The organism is Anaerotignum sp. (assembly GCF_031981185.1).
Taxonomy (GTDB): domain Bacteria; phylum Bacillota; class Clostridia; order Lachnospirales; family Anaerotignaceae; genus Chakrabartyella.
In genome coordinates this window covers 40,792-56,397 of sequence record NZ_DALYUL010000016.1, presented here as the reverse complement: position 1 = coordinate 56,397, position 15,606 = coordinate 40,792, and the positions used below count along the sequence as shown (strand labels likewise).

General features: G+C 40.3%; 15 protein-coding genes. 12 read left to right on the top strand and 3 right to left on the bottom strand.

Annotated elements, in window-relative coordinates:
* The 12 genes from RTK36_RS10355 to RTK36_RS10300 form a co-directional block, all read left to right on the top strand.
* Positions 1–323, top strand: a 323-nt coding sequence (locus tag RTK36_RS10355; protein WP_312046877.1) for an ABC transporter permease subunit, incomplete at its 5' end; no start/stop codon positions are given.
* Entirely contained in the window at positions 323–1,114 is a 792-nt protein-coding gene (locus RTK36_RS10350; protein ID WP_312046874.1) for an ABC transporter ATP-binding protein, read from the top strand. The genes RTK36_RS10355 and RTK36_RS10350, both read left to right, overlap by 1 nt.
* Positions 1,093–1,803 carry an ATP-binding cassette domain-containing protein gene (locus RTK36_RS10345; RefSeq protein ID WP_312046870.1) on the top strand — a complete coding sequence of 237 codons (711 nt, stop codon included), beginning with the start codon at positions 1,093–1,095 and terminating at the stop codon, positions 1,801–1,803. The genes RTK36_RS10350 and RTK36_RS10345 overlap by 22 nt, the downstream gene beginning before the upstream one ends.
* A gap of 28 nt (positions 1,804–1,831) precedes the next feature.
* Complete coding sequence (locus tag RTK36_RS10340; protein WP_312046867.1) at positions 1,832–3,430, top strand: nickel ABC transporter substrate-binding protein; 1,599 nt, start codon at positions 1,832–1,834, stop codon at positions 3,428–3,430.
* Between the two features lie 134 nt (positions 3,431–3,564).
* Positions 3,565–5,304, top strand: a complete 1,740-nt coding sequence (locus tag RTK36_RS10335; RefSeq protein WP_312046865.1) for an ABC transporter ATP-binding protein — start codon at positions 3,565–3,567, stop codon at positions 5,302–5,304.
* A gap of 12 nt (positions 5,305–5,316) precedes the next feature.
* A complete protein-coding gene (locus RTK36_RS10330) occupies positions 5,317–7,047 on the top strand; it encodes an ABC transporter ATP-binding protein (protein ID WP_312046863.1) in 1,731 nt (576 codons plus the stop codon).
* Between the two features lie 17 nt (positions 7,048–7,064).
* Positions 7,065–7,436, top strand: coding sequence for a metal-dependent transcriptional regulator (locus RTK36_RS10325; protein WP_312046861.1), 372 nt, complete (start codon positions 7,065–7,067; stop codon positions 7,434–7,436).
* 876 nt (positions 7,437–8,312) lie between these two features.
* A complete protein-coding gene (locus RTK36_RS10320; RefSeq protein WP_312046943.1) occupies positions 8,313–9,002 on the top strand; it encodes a response regulator transcription factor in 690 nt (229 codons plus the stop codon).
* Complete coding sequence (locus RTK36_RS10315) at positions 8,999–10,027, top strand: sensor histidine kinase (protein WP_312046858.1); 1,029 nt, start codon at positions 8,999–9,001, stop codon at positions 10,025–10,027. Before RTK36_RS10320 ends, RTK36_RS10315 begins: the two co-directional genes overlap by 4 nt.
* A 936-nt stretch (positions 10,028–10,963) precedes the next feature.
* Positions 10,964–11,629, top strand: coding sequence for an ABC transporter ATP-binding protein (locus tag RTK36_RS10310; protein WP_312046855.1), 666 nt, complete (start codon positions 10,964–10,966; stop codon positions 11,627–11,629).
* Between the two features lie 14 nt (positions 11,630–11,643).
* A complete protein-coding gene (locus RTK36_RS10305) occupies positions 11,644–14,028 on the top strand; it encodes an ABC transporter permease (RefSeq protein ID WP_312046853.1) in 2,385 nt (794 codons plus the stop codon).
* Positions 14,025–14,171, top strand: a complete 147-nt coding sequence (locus RTK36_RS10300) for a hypothetical protein (protein WP_312046851.1) — start codon at positions 14,025–14,027, stop codon at positions 14,169–14,171. The genes RTK36_RS10305 and RTK36_RS10300 overlap by 4 nt, the downstream gene beginning before the upstream one ends.
* 287 nt (positions 14,172–14,458) lie before the next feature.
* Here RTK36_RS10300 and RTK36_RS10295 read toward each other — a convergent pair whose 3' ends face one another.
* The 3 genes from RTK36_RS10295 to RTK36_RS10285 form a co-directional block, all read right to left on the bottom strand.
* Complete coding sequence (locus RTK36_RS10295; RefSeq protein WP_312046849.1) at positions 14,459–14,749, bottom strand: putative quinol monooxygenase; 291 nt, start codon at positions 14,747–14,749, stop codon at positions 14,459–14,461.
* Positions 14,750–14,768: 19 nt separating this feature from the next.
* Positions 14,769–15,272: a nitroreductase family protein gene (locus tag RTK36_RS10290; protein WP_312046846.1), complete on the bottom strand. Its 504-nt coding sequence runs from the start codon at positions 15,270–15,272 to the stop codon at positions 14,769–14,771.
* 25 nt (positions 15,273–15,297) lie between these two features.
* Positions 15,298–15,606: MarR family winged helix-turn-helix transcriptional regulator (locus RTK36_RS10285; RefSeq protein WP_312046843.1), on the bottom strand; the 309-nt coding region annotated here is incomplete at its 5' end.

The following is a 15,606-nucleotide window of genomic DNA, read 5'->3' as shown; positions in this document are numbered from 1 at the left end:
AAGCCTATGTTATGTGTGCAGTTGCCTCCGGGGCTTCAAAATTGCGTATCTTGATGATTCATATCCTTCCTAATTTAATTGGGGAGATGATACGTTTTCTCTGTTTATCTTGTGCAGACATGATACTGGCAATTACAGCTTTCTCATTCATTGGATTAGGATTGGGAGATAGCGTTGTAGATTGGGGTAGCATGATTCTAGATGCACGAGGTGCACTAGTGCTCCATCCCATTATGATTTTGTACCCCATCGGTGCCGTTATTTTATCGACGCTCTGCTTTAATATTTTGGGCAGACGATTGACAGAAAAGGAGGCGACATGATGTTAAAAATCAATCAACTAAGTGTAAAAGAAAAATCAGGCCGTTTTCTGTTGAATCAAGTGTCGGTAGAAATACCTTCAGGGGCAATCATTGGGCTTACAGGCCATAGCGGTTCAGGAAAAACAACATTGCTGAGAAGTATATTCGGAATGTTACATACGGATTGCCAAATTAAAGGCGGGAAAATTTTCATGGATGACACCGATTTACTCAGCTTGTCACGCAGGGATCATCGTGGCTTGTGTGGAAAAAAGATTGGTTTTATACCACAGAACCCAATGACTGCTTTTGATAGCCGATTGAAAATAGGCTATCAAATTCAAGAAACTTTTCAACGACGGTTGCAATTGAATCAATCCAACGCAATCGTACTGGCTAAAGAAAATTTGGATTTAGTCAATCTGAAAGATACACAAAGAGTGCTGAATGCATATCCAGGGGAACTTTCAGGAGGGATGCTACAACGAGTAGCTGCAGCCATTTTATTAGGGATGTCACCAGACTATATCCTAGCGGACGAACCTACAGCTGCACTGGATGAAGAAAATCGCAATCTGTTGTTAGATGTGTTGCAGACGCAAATGCAGGATAAAGGCATTCTGTTTGTATCTCATGATGTTGATGCACTTCAAAGACTTTGTAACAATGTCTATGTGCTTGGAGCAGGTAAGGTAATTGAACAAGGCAATATGGATCAACTATTAACCAAACCCCAATCGGATTGGATGAAACAATTCGCAAGCTTAAGCAGGAAAGAAAATCGAGGTGAATGGGAGTGGGAGAAATTGTAATACAAAATGTGAATCAAATTTATCGCAGTGAAACACAAGGTGAGTTCCATGCACTCTGTGATATTAACATTCGTTTGGAAAAGGGCGTAAATCTGGGGATTGAGGGTGAAAGTGGTTCGGGTAAAAGTACGTTAGCAAGATTGCTGATTGGTGTGGAAAAACCCACATCCGGAACCATTTTGTTAGATGGTGAAGATATTACACAGTGGAACTATCATATATGGAAAAGCCATCGTAAAAAGATACAAGCCGTTTTTCAAGACTCTTCTGGTACACTAAATCCAGCAAGATCAGCATTTTCCAATGTTGAAGAAGCACTGATAAATTTAACTTCGTATAACCGAAAAGAACGAAAACAACGTATCTATGATTTGATGGATGCTGTCTATATGGATCATAAGCTGCTGGATACCCCAGTGCGCCGGCTCTCAGGTGGAGAACAGCGTCGCCTATCGTTGCTTCGAGCCATGGCCATTGAACCTGATTATTTAATCATGGATGAAGTGACAAGCGGTCTCGATTTGATTTCAGCAGATGCCGTACTTACCTTAGTAGAGAACGCTGCAAAACTGCACCGCTGTTCCTGCATTTTTGTAACCCATAGCCGGAAAGACGCTATGCGAATTTCTGATAGGATTGCAATCATGCAAAATGGCAGGATTGTGGAGCAGGGTCATCTAATAAAATAAATCTCAACACAGAAAGGATGGAAACAACATGAAAAAAATACTCTCGATGCTCTTAAGTTGCGTTCTCCTCACATTTTGCTTGGCTGGCTGCGGGAAAAATGCTGAAGCACCTGACGCAAGCCAGTCATCCTCTACAAAGGTATTAACTATTTGTACCGCAAAGGAGCTGGATAACCTGACAACTCTAACCATGAATAAAGAAAACAACATTGCTTGCGGTCTCGTATATGAAACGCTGGTGGCCTACGAAAACGGTAAAATTGTCCCAAAGCTGGCTGAAGATTGGAGCTGGGATGAAACCAATACGGTACTTACATTCAAGCTACATCAGGGCGTAACGTTTACCGATGGAACAGAATTTAATGCTGAAAGTGTAAAAGCCATTTTAGAATTTGATCGTTCAAACTCCAATTTTAGTGGCATTAAGGGTATTTATAATATCCAGAGTGTTGAGGCAATTGATAAATACACCGTAGCTGTTCATTATGAGGCTCCATGCTTCTCTTATTTAAATGATTTCTGTTTCCAGAATGTTGCAGGTATGATGTCCCCTAAAATCTTCGAAGGGGGCAATTTCCAAACATTCAAGGATGTTGTAGGAACTGGCCCTTATGTGCGAGATGAGATTATTTCTGGAGACTGCACTCGCTTTGTTCGGAACGAAAAATATTGGGGGGAAGCTCCGTATTATGATGAGGTCACCGTAAAATATATTCCAGAGGCTTCTTCTCGCCTACAGGCGTTACAGACCGGAGAAGTAGATATGATTTATGGAGCAGAACTAATTACATACGATGATTACAATCAGGCAATCACTCTGGATGGTATTGCGGGTAAAATAAATGAAGGTAATACGTTGACACGTAACTTGGTACTAAATGCTGCTAACCCAATGCTGAGCGATGTTAAGATCCGTGAAGCGATTGCATATGCAATTAATAAGCAGGAGATCACTGAGGGGCTGACCTATGGTTATGAAACTCCTGCTACGACATTGTTCAGTAAAGGTGCACCTTATACAGAAATTAAATACAAAACCATGCGAAAATTTGATTTAGACAAGGCAAATTCCTTGCTGGATGAAGGGGGCTGGGTTATGAACGAAAAATCAGGTTTCCGTGAGAAGAATGGGAAAGCACTTACGCTAAGCTATACCTATTGGGCAGATATTTCTCTTGCACAGGAAATGGCCTTAGCGATAAAAACACAACTAGCTAAAGTGGGCATTAATGCTGAAACCACTGGACAAGATCAGATGACATGGTGGACAGAAGGCGTTGCTGGCAACTATGATATTACAACTTGGAACACGGAAGGTTCTTATACAGAACCCCACAAATTCCTTCAGGAAACGCTTGGCGCCGATCCTCATGCAGTTTCTCTGAAAGCCTTGAGTGATTTTGAGGATTATTCCGCTACGGTTAATCAATTCTCCACAACTGCGGAGCCTGACGCAGTTCAGGATGGGATTGCCACCGCATTGAATATTTCCAATGATAATGTTATTGACTTGCCTATTTCCTATTCAAAGGATTTGGTGGTGTATAATACCTCTAAAATTGCAGGATACACATTTTCCAGCGTTCCTCAGTTCTTTGACATTAACAATGTGCAGCCTGCTCAGTAATGTTGAAAGCTTTTGTCTAAATAGAGGGTTAACAGGCTTATCAGAGTAGCAGGAAAAAATGAAATCACTAAAATAGAGGTTGGTTAACGTAAATTAACCAACCTCTATTTTATTAAGAAAGGATTGAATATGAAATGGATAAAGAACAAAATCCTATGTCTAGATTGATGGAACTTGCAGCTCCATACAAGGGTAAATATGTCTTATCAATGGTTTTAGCAATCCTCGGTGTTGCCGCTGGGTTAGTGCCGTTTTTTGCAGTTTCTAAAATCGTACTGTTGTTGATGGGAGGGGAAACGGTTGTTGCCGTTTATTTGAGATGGTGCGTGATAGCGGGTGTTGGCTTTTTAGCAAAAGTATGCTTTTTCAATCATTCTACTTTTGTTTCCCATACCGCAACATTTGAAACACTGTCTGAAATTCGAATTCAGCTTGTGGACAAACTCACAAGAGTTCCGATGGGATATATCATTAACACCCCGTCCGGTCAAATCAAAAATATTCTTGTGGATAGGGTAGAAGGTATGGAAACAACGCTGGCCCACCTGATCCCTGAATTAACTGCGAATTTTTGTATTCCAGTATGCATCTTAATTTATCTACTGTTTCTTGACTGGAGAATGGCGCTTGCCTCCATGGTAACGTTACCAATTGGTATGCTCTGCTACAAAGGAATGACGAATGGCTACGAAGAAAAATTTCAGGGGCTGATGATGCGCGTTCGTAAGATGACGAATACGGTTGTAGAGTATATCGGAGGAATTGAAGTTATCAAAGCGTTTAATCAATCTGCTAATTCTTATCAGAAGTATTCTGATGCCGTTGAGGATAATGCTTTATATGCTGTAAATTGGATGAAGAGTGTTCAGGTTTATAAGTCTATGTTGTTTACGGTTTGGCCAAGTGTGTTGGTCAGTGTACTTCCCGTTGGTTGCGTCTTATACCAAAATGGCAGCTTGAGTGTTGCAGTTTTTATCACATGCATTGTTTTGGCACTGGGAATTATTACGCCTATTCTCAATGCGATGAATTTTACAGACAGCATTGCGCAGATGAAGTCTCTTGTAGGAGAAATCTGTTCTGTACTGGACGAAAAAGAGTTGGAACGACCTGTGCAACCGGTCAAACTCAATACGTCTAGCATCTCAATGGAGAATGTAAGTTTTTCTTATGAAGAGGGCACATCACTTTTAGAGCATATTAACCTTAATATTCCAGAAAAAACGATTACAGCTTTTGTTGGTCCTAGTGGAAGCGGTAAGTCTACGATTACAAAGTTGATTGCGGGTTTTTGGGATGTGACTGATGGAGCGGTTAAAATTGATGGTATCAATATACGAGAAATTCCGTTAGAACAGTTGATGGATCAGGTTGCCTACATATCGCAGGACAACTATTTATTTGATGAAACAGTACTTGAAAATATCCGAATGGGAAAGCCTACCGCGACGGATGAAGAGGTATATCAGGCAGCAAAGGATTGTGGGTGCTATGACTTTATCTTGAAATTGGAAAATGGTTTCCAAACAGTCGTAGGTGGGGCAGGTGGACATCTTTCCGGAGGGGAGCGACAGAGAATTGCGATTGCAAGAGCTGTGTTGAAAAACGCGCCTATTGTTATTCTCGACGAAGCAACTGCCTATATTGATGCAGAAAACGAAGCATTGATTCAGGAAGCAATGGCGAAGATCATTGCCGGAAAAACAGTTCTGATGATTGCACATCGTCTCTCAACGATTACCGACGCAGACAAGATTGTTGTGGTAAAGAATGGACATATTGAAGCGGAAGGTACTCATCAGAACCTGCTTCAGACATGCGCTTTGTATCAGGAAATGTGGAAAGCCCACATGGATACAAAAGATGTTGCTTAAGGGGAGATAAAAATGATTCGTACATTAAAAAAAATATATTGTTTTTCAGGTAAAATGCAAGGAATACTAAAAACGACAATTCTGTTTTCAGTATTACATTCAATTTTCGATATGATGTCATTTGCTGCGCTTGCTCTGGTTTTTTCTGGCTTGATAAATGGTTTTAAAACGGCAACAATCTGGCAGATATTTGGAATTACTTTTGCCAGTATGATTTTGAAAATTATTTGCAGCTATATTTCGGATTTTTACAAAGTAAAAATCGGTTATTTAATGTGCGCCGAAAAGCGCATTCATATTGGCGACCGCATTAAGTATATGCCTATGGGATATTTCAGTGATCACAATCTGGGCAATTTAACTTCTGTTGTTACTACCACCATGGGAGACATTGAGAACAATGCATCAACAGTGTTGACTAACATTTTAGGTGGATATATTCATGCAGCGGTCGTTACAATTGTTATGTTTGCTATTGATTGGAGGATAGGATTAACAATTTTATGTGGTATCTTGCTATTTATCTGGTGCATCAGCAGTTTGCAAAAAAAATCCGAAAAAGTATCCCCTGAAAGACAGGCGGCGCAAGAATCCCTTGTCACAAAAGTATTGGAGTATGTGCAAGGAATGTTAATTGTCAAATCCTTTAACCTCGGGCGAAACTCCAACAGTAAAATAAAACAAGCTATTTTAGAAAGCAAAAACAAAAACCTGAAATTAGAGCATTTATTTGTTCCTTATACTGCTTTACAACAAATTATCCTTTATGGCACTAGCGTTGTAATCATGACTGAAGCGTTGATTTTTCACCTTGACGGCTCTATGAGTTTGTCAATATGCCTGTTGATGACGGTTGCTTCCTTTATGCTTTTCGGGCAACTTCAATCAGCCGGGAATACGTCTTCGCTATTGCGACTACTGGATGTCTCAATTGATAAAGTTGATGAAATTAATAGAACACCTGTCATGGATGAGAATGGGAGGGTACAAACTCCGTCTAATTACGATATTGCATTCGAAAATGTTTCTTTTTCTTATGGTGATCATAAAATTCTGGATCATGTCAGCTTGTCAATCCCACAGAAAACAACAACTGCTATTGTTGGGCCTTCTGGCGCAGGCAAGAGTACTCTCTGTAATCTCATTGCCCGTTTTTGGGACGTGGATGGAGGAAAAATCACAATTGGTGGCATAGATGTCCGCAACTATACGCTGGATAGCCTATTGACAAACATAAGTGAGGTGTTTCAGAAGGTTTATTTGTTTGCGGATACCATTGAAAACAACATTAAATTTGGAAAACCAAATGCATCGCATGAGGATGTAAAGCTTGCGGCAAAGAAGGCTTGCTGTCATGACTTTATTATGAGTCTTCCTGATGGCTACGACACTGTTATTGGAGAAGGCGGCGCATCGTTGTCAGGTGGCGAAAAACAGCGAATTTCTTTCGCTCGTGCTATTTTGAAAGATGCGCCCATCATCATATTGGATGAAGCTACCTCCAGTGTCGATCCCGAAAATGAGAACATGCTAATGGAGGCGATTGCAGAATTAACAAAAAACAAAACGGTTATTATGATTGCACATCGACTGAAAACAATACGAAATGCTGATTGGATTTTTGTTCTGGCTGACGGACATATCGTGCAGCAAGGTACACATGAAGGGCTATTAAATCAAATTGGTATCTATGATCAATTCATTAATGCCCGCAAAAAGGCGATTGGATGGAAATTAAAATAAATTAGGAGGGAAGAAATATGCAACTTCATGCATCAGGTGAGGATTATCTGGAAGCAATTTTTGTGTTGAAGAAACAAACAGGCGAGGTACGTTCGGTGGATCTAGCCCGATACATGGGGTATACAAAACCCAGCATTAGTCACGCTGTTTCCATACTCAAAAAAGGTGGTTTTTTGAATATGGATCAAGAAGGATACCTTCATTTAACTGATTCAGGGCAAAAGGTCGCAGAAAAAATATATGAACGCCATTGCTTCTTTAAAAATCAGCTTGTTATGGTTGGAATATCCCCTGAAATTGCAGAGCAAGAGGCTTGCCAAATAGAGCATATCATAAGTGAAGAGACTTTTCAGAAAATTAAAAATTACTTATACAAAAGTGGTAAATAAAACAATCATTATCCTAAATGAAAACCCTCAAAATAGTAAATTAAGAATGAATTGGATGGGGGTTATGTTATCAAAAGGATCTTAATTACATGCTAAAATTAAACAGGTAACTTTGTTGAAAGATAAGGACGCAAAGCCACAGGATGTAAGATGCGTAGTCTGTTTATCGAACCCTGCCCTTATGAAACAGTTTTCTGAATATAAAATTGTCACTTGTTAAAAAAAGAAAGATAATATATTAAATTGGTTTTATTAATGCTCAAATCTTTATAGCCCTTCAGACTCAAAAAGTTTGGAGGGTTATTTATGTGTGGTCACTACCGACTATGCTGATGCAGATTCGCTGCAGTGACATAAGTCGGCTACATAAGAAATAGATTTGCTGCACGATTTTTTAGTAACATTTGAACACTTGCAAACGAATCTCTGTACTGTTACAATGCACCTTCTGCCCAAAGAACACCTTTGTTGAAATAGTTCAGCTTTTTTTCTGTACTCAGACGAATCGTCTTACTATAACAGTTACTATGCGTTAGTATTGACTGAATTGCAAGAGCTTGTTAAAATGTCAACAAGAACTGGGCTTAATATAAATAGCATGTAGATATGCATTTATATGCCATTGATATGTGCAATTATGGAAGAAACGTATCAGTGTATATACATAATAGCGTATGCTAGCAACAGTGAATGGAAGTTTCGAAGGGATAATCCATTTTATTTGAGTGTTTAAGAGGCAAAAAGATAGATACACTACAATAAAACGCATGATGTGTATATTGCTATGCAAATAGTAATATACACAATATCCAAAGATAGAAATGCAGATATATATATATGAACATGGGGATTCCCATAAAAAGAGGAGGTGTTGGTATAAAAAGGATATTAGTTGTAGAGGATGATGCTCTTTTGAACAAGACATTAGTATACAATCTGACTTCAGATGATTATGAGGTTATTTCAGCATCTAATTGTACCGCAGCCCGTTGTCATCTTCGCAGGGACAAGTTCGATTTAATATTACTGGACATAAATCTGCCCGACGGCAGCGGGCTTGATTTATGCCGTGAAATGAAAGAATGTGGGATGGATACTTATCTTATATTTTTAACTGCAAATGACCAGGAAAGTGATATGATAGAAGGCTATGAGGCCGGTGGTGCGGATTATATTACGAAGCCCTTTTCGATTGCGGTGCTGATAAAGAAAATAGCCGCTGTCTTTGAAAACTTGGTTACCAGGATGCCGAAGCATGAGTTGTACGATGATGGCTTTTTAAAAATAGATTTTTCAGCGCAATGGGCTACCTTAAACGGTAATCTGATCGATCTTACTCCTAAGGAGTACCTAACCTTATTTCTTTTTGTTAAGAATCCCCGGATTATATTGACGAAGCGCCTACTCCTAGAAAAGCTGTGGGACATCGACGGTGACTTTGTAGACGAGCATACATTGACCACAATGATCAGCCGTATTCGCAAGAAAATTGAATCCGATTATCGTAAGTACATAAAGACCACTTATGGCATGGGGTATCAATGGATTGGTGGTGACCTCCCATGAAGACAAGCTGCTTTTCTGTTCGCAAGATTGTTCTTACAGTCTCGGCGGGTGCTGTTATAACTGCACTTTCCCTTATGATAGGGATGTATGCATTAACCGGAAATTCAATTGTATTTTATGGTGGATTGTTACTGACCACTGCTCTGTTACTGTGGGGGGCTGTCTTAGTGCACCTATTACAGAAAAAGTTATTGGAATTCACCTCCGATCTATGCCGAACATTAGATGGTATGATGAATGGGCATGAAAAACCAGAGATCAATTTGGATGAGGAAAGTCTGTTGACTCGTATCAGTCATCGCCTAGAGCGGCTTTATCATACAATGCTGGAAAACCGCCGAAAGTTAGAGGTGGAAAAGTCAGCACTTCAAACGCTTGTTGCAGATATTTCCCATCAAACGAAAACGCCGATAGCAAATCTAAAGATGATTACCGATACCTTGTTGGGACGATCCGTGCCGGAGGAAAAGCAAAAGGAGTTTTTAACAGCTGCAGGAAGCCAGTTGGACAAATTAGATTTTATGATTCAGGCGTTAGTAAAAACATCCCGACTGGAAACGGGCTTGATTGTGTTGGAGAAAAAGTCTTCTCCGATTTATGAGACGATTGTGACTGCTGTAAATGGTGTGCTGTCAGCATTGGAGAAGAAAGAATTAGGGCTTCTTATGACTTGTCCGGAAGATCTTTGTATTGTTCATGATCCTCGCTGGACCGCGGAAGCTCTCTTTAATCTGCTAGACAATGCAGTGAAATATACGTCTGTGAAAGGAAATCTTCATATAGTCGTTCAGGAATGGGAAATGTATGTAAAGCTTGATATTATAGATACAGGCAAAGGCATCCCGGAAAGTGAGCAAGCTGCGATATTCAAGCGTTTCTATCGTGGAGATACCGTGCATGAGGTGGATGGCATTGGTATCGGGCTTTATCTGGTCCGCGAGATTATAACCATGCAGGGAGGTTATATCAAGGTGCGTTCGGAAGTTGGCAAGGGTTCTACCTTTTCTGTATTTTTACCACGATGATTATGTACAGGGTGAAAAAGGGAGCAACGATTAAATGCACAGATAATAACATAGCCAGCTAACAGCCTGAAATGCATAACAATAAAAGAATTTCCCTGTAGAACAAGTATCTCTTTAGAATTGAGGGCTATCTGTAAAATATTTAGAGGGGATGGAACAGCTTTAAAAAGAAAAATTAAAGACATAAGAAAAGCTTACAGAATAATTTTTTTTGTCCAGAACTGCTTTCTCAAAATGGGAAAGGGGCAAGGGTTATTCTACTATTGATTCACTCAAAAGCATATCAAATTTTTCTCGGTATCTATTGCTGATTTGTTGTCGTGTGAGAAATTGATTTTTTCTTGCGGTAGATGAAACCCCAGAAATATCAATAAGAGTTTCATTCTAATTTATGTTGAGCTGGACTTGATGACTCTTTTTTATTTCGTCCGTTCTTCAGGTAGCCCGGCGACAAAGTTATTAGAGTAGTAAACTTGACTTCTTATATTATCTGTGCCACATACTTCATCTTATTTCATTCCTATGTGATACTTATTTTTATTAATACTGGCCAGCATTATGCCACTTACTGGTTTTTAAGTTCATTATGATTAAGGTAGTACAATTGAGAAAGCACAGTCCAATTAAATAAATGGTTTAAAGTCTTGTGAAAGCCCTTTGACATCAAAAGTGTCGGAGGGCCTTTGCTTTTAAGACGATTCGTTTCTTGAATCCTTCTATGTTTGAACGCACAATGTAAATGTGTTTGGCCCACATGAACACAACAAGAATATAGAAAAGGCTTGTATTCAAGCCACCATTCCTATATGGTGGCATGAGGAGAGTGCAGTATAGAATCTCCTATAAGTATTTTAATGAAACTTTTATTTTAGGAGGTTTCTGTAACAATTGGATTCTAGAATATACTCATAAAACTTAAAAGGCAGGTGTTTAAATGTGGGTATTTTACAAACAACAGACTTAAGAAAATATTACGGCACAGAGCCGAACCTTACCCGGGCCCTTGACGGCGTGACCTTTTCTGTGGAGAGGGGGGAGTTTATTGCTGTGGTTGGAACCTCCGGCTCAGGCAAATCTACGCTGCTTCATATGATGGGAGGATTGGATACGCCTATCTCCGGCAGTGTTACGGTAAATAACAAGGAGCTGGCAAAGATGAATGATGAACAGCTGACTATCTTTCGCCGCAGAAACATCGGCTTTGTTTTTCAAAATTATAACCTAGTACCGATCCTCAATGTTTATGAGAATATTGTTTTGCCTGTGGAGCTGGACGGCGACACCGTAGACAGGAGTTTTATGAGTGATGTGGTATCTATGCTTGGGCTGGAGGATAAGGTGAAAAACATGCCAAACAACCTTTCCGGAGGTCAACAGCAGAGGGTAGCAATTGCCCGTGCCCTGATTACAAAACCAGCTATTGTGTTGGCAGATGAACCAACAGGAAACCTCGACAGCAAGACGAGTGCGGATGTTTTGGGACTTTTAAAGCGTACCAGTGCGGAGTTCTGTCAAACAATAGTCATGATTACCCATAACAGCGAAATTGCTCAACTTGCCGATGGGATTGTGCGGATTGAAGATGGCAAAATCGTTGATTAAAAGGAGGGGATATTATGACATTGCCGTTTGAAAATGACACAGGAGCTATCGTAAGGAAACTGGCAGACAGAAGTCTGAAAGCAGATAAGCGCCGAAATCTATTTGTTGTTATTACGATTATATTTGCAACAGTGCTTCTATCCACATTGTGCTTTTATCTTTCTGCACAGAATATGCAATTGGTGAATCTCATTAGGGGACAATATCAAGCAGTTTGCGCCGGCATTACGCAGGAAGTAATCGACACTATTTCAGAACAGCCGGAGGTTGAGCAATGGGGTGTTGCCAAAACAATCGGTGCAATACGCTATCGGGATACCTCTTTGACGGTATTGTATGAAGATGAAAATCAGATTCGGCTTGCAGGACGGCCGGATATTGACGGTCGTTTGCCAGAGGCAGAGACGGAAATTATGGTGGAACTGCCATTTTTACAGTATCTTAACCTGCCGGCTGTCACAGGACAGCTTATTCAGTTGGATATGGGGGATGGGATAAAGCGAGATTATATGGTGACAGGCATTTTACGGAGCGATAATACATCCCGATCTTTTACAATTTTTACATCTAAAGCATATGCTGTTACCCGTTCTTCTTCTATTCCCACTTTTGACTTCCGTTTTCGCTTGACTGGTGGTAATGAAGAAAATATGGATACTTTAAAAGACCAGATTAAAGGCTTTTTACTGAAACAGCGTGTACCGGAAGATAAAATCTTCTATAGCTCCAATTACTTTGATATGGTCGGGTTTCAATCATCCGATAATACCATGCTTTATCTGGTTGGTTTTCTGTTGGTTTTCGCTTCTAGTGTAGTTATATACAGTCTTTTCTATATTTCTGTGTCCGGGAAGTTTCGAGAATACGGACGACTAAAGGTAATTGGTACGACCTCCAAACAACTAAAGCGTATTGTGCGGCGAGAAACATTGATTCTTTGCCTGCGTTCTATTCCGCTTGGAATCATGATTGCCGGATGTGCTATATTTGCGTGGATGCCTGAATATTGGCAGTGGGGAACTAATCTGCGATCAGCATTTGGTGTAGCGACTGTAATGACCTTATCGGTGCTTCTTGCTACCTGTGTACCAATCCGCATGGCGGGGAAAGTGTCGGCAATTGAAGCGGTGAGGATGACTCTTTATTCGGGGCAGGAAGGAAAAAACATTTCCAAGCCATTACATCGCCATATAACCCCTCTGTCCTTGGCCAGAATGAGTTTTGTGCGTAACAGGAAAAAGTCTGTTCTAACGTTTATTTCTCTAGGACTAACTGCCGTTATGCTAATGTGTGTCGCTACCTATGCTGTATCTTTTGATGTGGACAGTATGGCGGCGCAAAATCTGGGAGATGGGGGAAATTATATGCTCAGTCTTTCTCATCCCAGTTTGGAAGAACAACATACTGTATTAGAGGAAAATCCGTTTGATAACACGTTGTACGAAACCTTTCTCAGTTTGGATTTTGTCACTGGGGTTACGTGTTACAACAGCAGCTATGCAGAAGTAAGCTTGCCGAAGAATCCGGGGGGATTTTCCTTTATTGGATTGACACAAGAACAATTCGCTCAGTTTTTATATCCTGAATTTATAAGCGAAGGGGACGTGGATTATAAGACCATGACTGAAAAAACAGGTGTAGTAATTGCTGATCCTGAACAACTTCTTGCACGGTATAATGATTATGCGCCAAACGTTGGTGATGTGCTTTTTTGCAAAGGATATGATGGCCAAAGTGTGGAGCTGGTTGTTCTTGGAATTGCAGAGAGCTATATTAAAACTGGTGTGAGCGCATCTCCCTTTTTGGTTACGGATAAAACGCTATCCAAGCTTTATCCGAAGGTTAAGAACTTTAATACGGTGTGGAATGTATATACGGATAAAGACTCAGAAGAAGTGCGGAACGCAGTTTTCTCCGTTACCACCGATGGACGGATTGATATTACTTCCCGAACAGATCTTGCGGACAGTTTAAGGGATATGGCTGGTCAGATGATAAAGGGGCTATATGCATTGGTTACATTCTTGTTCTTGTTTGCGCTGGTCAATTTAGTGAACACACTGATGACGAATCTTTTGGCAAAGAAACAGGAGGTGGGAATTTTGCAGTCAGTAGGCATGAGTAGCAGACAATTGGTTTCTATGCTTTCCGCGGAATGCCTGTGGTATGTTGGCATTGCGCTTATTCTCGCTGTTGCGGTTGGTGCTCCTTCAGGATTTGTTATCTGCACTTTCTTTAATCAAGTTGGTATCTTTGGCACTTTAACCTATCATTTTCCTTGGATGGCGGTCGCTCTGTTTACGGCAATCTTAGCGATAATTCAACTTTGCTATTCAACATTGGTTGTGCGTTATCTGGGAAAACAATCATTGATAGATCGTATTAAGGCAATCGAATGAGGCAAATCTCATTAATAATTTCTCTTGACTTGAATCAGCTTACATTAAAAATGTCGGAAGATCTTTTGGGCATTGACATTCCAATGATTTATGTATATTTGCCCCATGAGATTCCCCTGAACAGCTTGGCGGTGGTGCTGTAAGCCTGCCTTGGTTTTGCTGCCACTGTATATGGAGTAGTCCTTGCCTTTTCCCTTGAAATTGGAGTGTTTATTTTTAAAGTATAGGCGAAAGCTTAAGAAAAGCAAGAGGCATAGGAGTTTCCAATGCCTCTTGCTTCTTTTATAGTTTACATGCCATAGACGCCAAGTTTTTCTCGGGTCATAAAGGGGGGGGTGAAGATATAGGCTGAATTAGAACCACCGTATGCTACGACGGTTTTTTACTGTTTCTTCAATGGGAAATTCTATCTTCATAGCCTCCCGTTCTGTCAAATCAACGTTGTATAGAGATGGACTTCGCCTGGTTTTTCCAGATAATCGGCAAGCAGGGGGGATGCTTCTTGAAAGTGCTTTGACTTCATATGACTGCTCAGTGCCTCCTGATTTTCCCATACTTCCAACATAGTCAGAAGATTGGGAGTTTTCGCATCCTGCAAAAGTTCATACCGAATACAGCCGGCATCATTTTTCCTTGTGTCCTGCACCAATTGGGTAACGAGTGCAATAAAATCGTTTAATTTTTCAGTCTTAATTTGGTTTTGCGCAATTACTGTAATCATTTTCATTTCTCCTCTTCATTTACCATTTTTCGTAATGTACACGTTCTGATTGATAGCGATCGACAAATACGTTTTCCTGACCGTCGGGATAGCCGACAGAGATTAAGGCGAAGGGACGTATATTTTCAGGGAGATCGAACAACTTACGTACATTTTCCACTGCGGAATTAGCTGTGGCAATACCAAACCATACACCACCTAGACCCAAATGTACGGCTTCCAGCAACATATTTTCCGCTGCAGCACTCATATCTTGCTCCCAACCGGTTGGAACCTTTATATGGGCGTCATTACCAAGAAGAACAAAGGTTACTGGGGAATTTGCTACAGGTTTTGCATAAGGTGAAGTTTCGGAAAGCTTCAACAGGTTTTCCTTGTCCTGCACGACGATAAATTCCCATGGCTGCTGATTGGCAGCAGAGGGTGCCTGCATGGCGGCTTTGATTAACTTTTCTATTTTTTCCACCTCAACAGGCTGTTCGGTAAACTTACGGATGCTTCTTCTTATAAATATTTCTTTCATATTAAATAACCTCCTACCATTGTTTTTATTTGTCTGTTAATTTTTCCAAGAGTTTGCTGCTTAATTCAAGATAACTGGTGCTTTCCTCCGGTGTTAAAATACTTTGATAGCTGTTATGCAAACAGTTCCAAGAATTAACAATTTGCTGTTGTTGTGCTAATCCTTCTGAGGTGGATTTAAGGTAAACATTTTTTCCCATAGACTGCTTTTCAACATATCCCTTTCGCTCTAACTTATCGAGTAATCGAGTAATGGTGGAAGGCGTTAAATGAAGAAGTTCGCCAATCTCTTTTTGTGGGATTTCACCTTTTTGATTGACAATGTATAGCAGTAA

What these genes read in the sequence shown, in the direction of transcription:
- RTK36_RS10325 (WP_312046861.1), top strand. Translation starts at nt 7,065, where the DNA reads ATGCAACTTCATGCATCAGGTGAGGATTATCTGGAAGCAATTTTTGTG.
- RTK36_RS10290 (WP_312046846.1), bottom strand. Translation starts at nt 15,272, where the DNA reads ATGAAAGAAATATTTATAAGAAGAAGCATCCGTAAGTTTACCGAACAG.
- RTK36_RS10345 (WP_312046870.1), top strand. Translation starts at nt 1,093, where the DNA reads ATGGGAGTGGGAGAAATTGTAATACAAAATGTGAATCAAATTTATCGC.
- RTK36_RS10305 (WP_312046853.1), top strand. Translation starts at nt 11,644, where the DNA reads ATGACATTGCCGTTTGAAAATGACACAGGAGCTATCGTAAGGAAACTG.
- RTK36_RS10335 (WP_312046865.1), top strand. Translation starts at nt 3,565, where the DNA reads ATGGATAAAGAACAAAATCCTATGTCTAGATTGATGGAACTTGCAGCT.
- RTK36_RS10315 (WP_312046858.1), top strand. Translation starts at nt 8,999, where the DNA reads ATGAAGACAAGCTGCTTTTCTGTTCGCAAGATTGTTCTTACAGTCTCG.
- RTK36_RS10330 (WP_312046863.1), top strand. Translation starts at nt 5,317, where the DNA reads ATGATTCGTACATTAAAAAAAATATATTGTTTTTCAGGTAAAATGCAA.
- RTK36_RS10350 (WP_312046874.1), top strand. Translation starts at nt 323, where the DNA reads ATGTTAAAAATCAATCAACTAAGTGTAAAAGAAAAATCAGGCCGTTTT.
- RTK36_RS10340 (WP_312046867.1), top strand. Translation starts at nt 1,832, where the DNA reads ATGAAAAAAATACTCTCGATGCTCTTAAGTTGCGTTCTCCTCACATTT.
- RTK36_RS10295 (WP_312046849.1), bottom strand. Translation starts at nt 14,749, where the DNA reads ATGATTACAGTAATTGCGCAAAACCAAATTAAGACTGAAAAATTAAAC.
- RTK36_RS10300 (WP_312046851.1), top strand. Translation starts at nt 14,025, where the DNA reads ATGAGGCAAATCTCATTAATAATTTCTCTTGACTTGAATCAGCTTACA.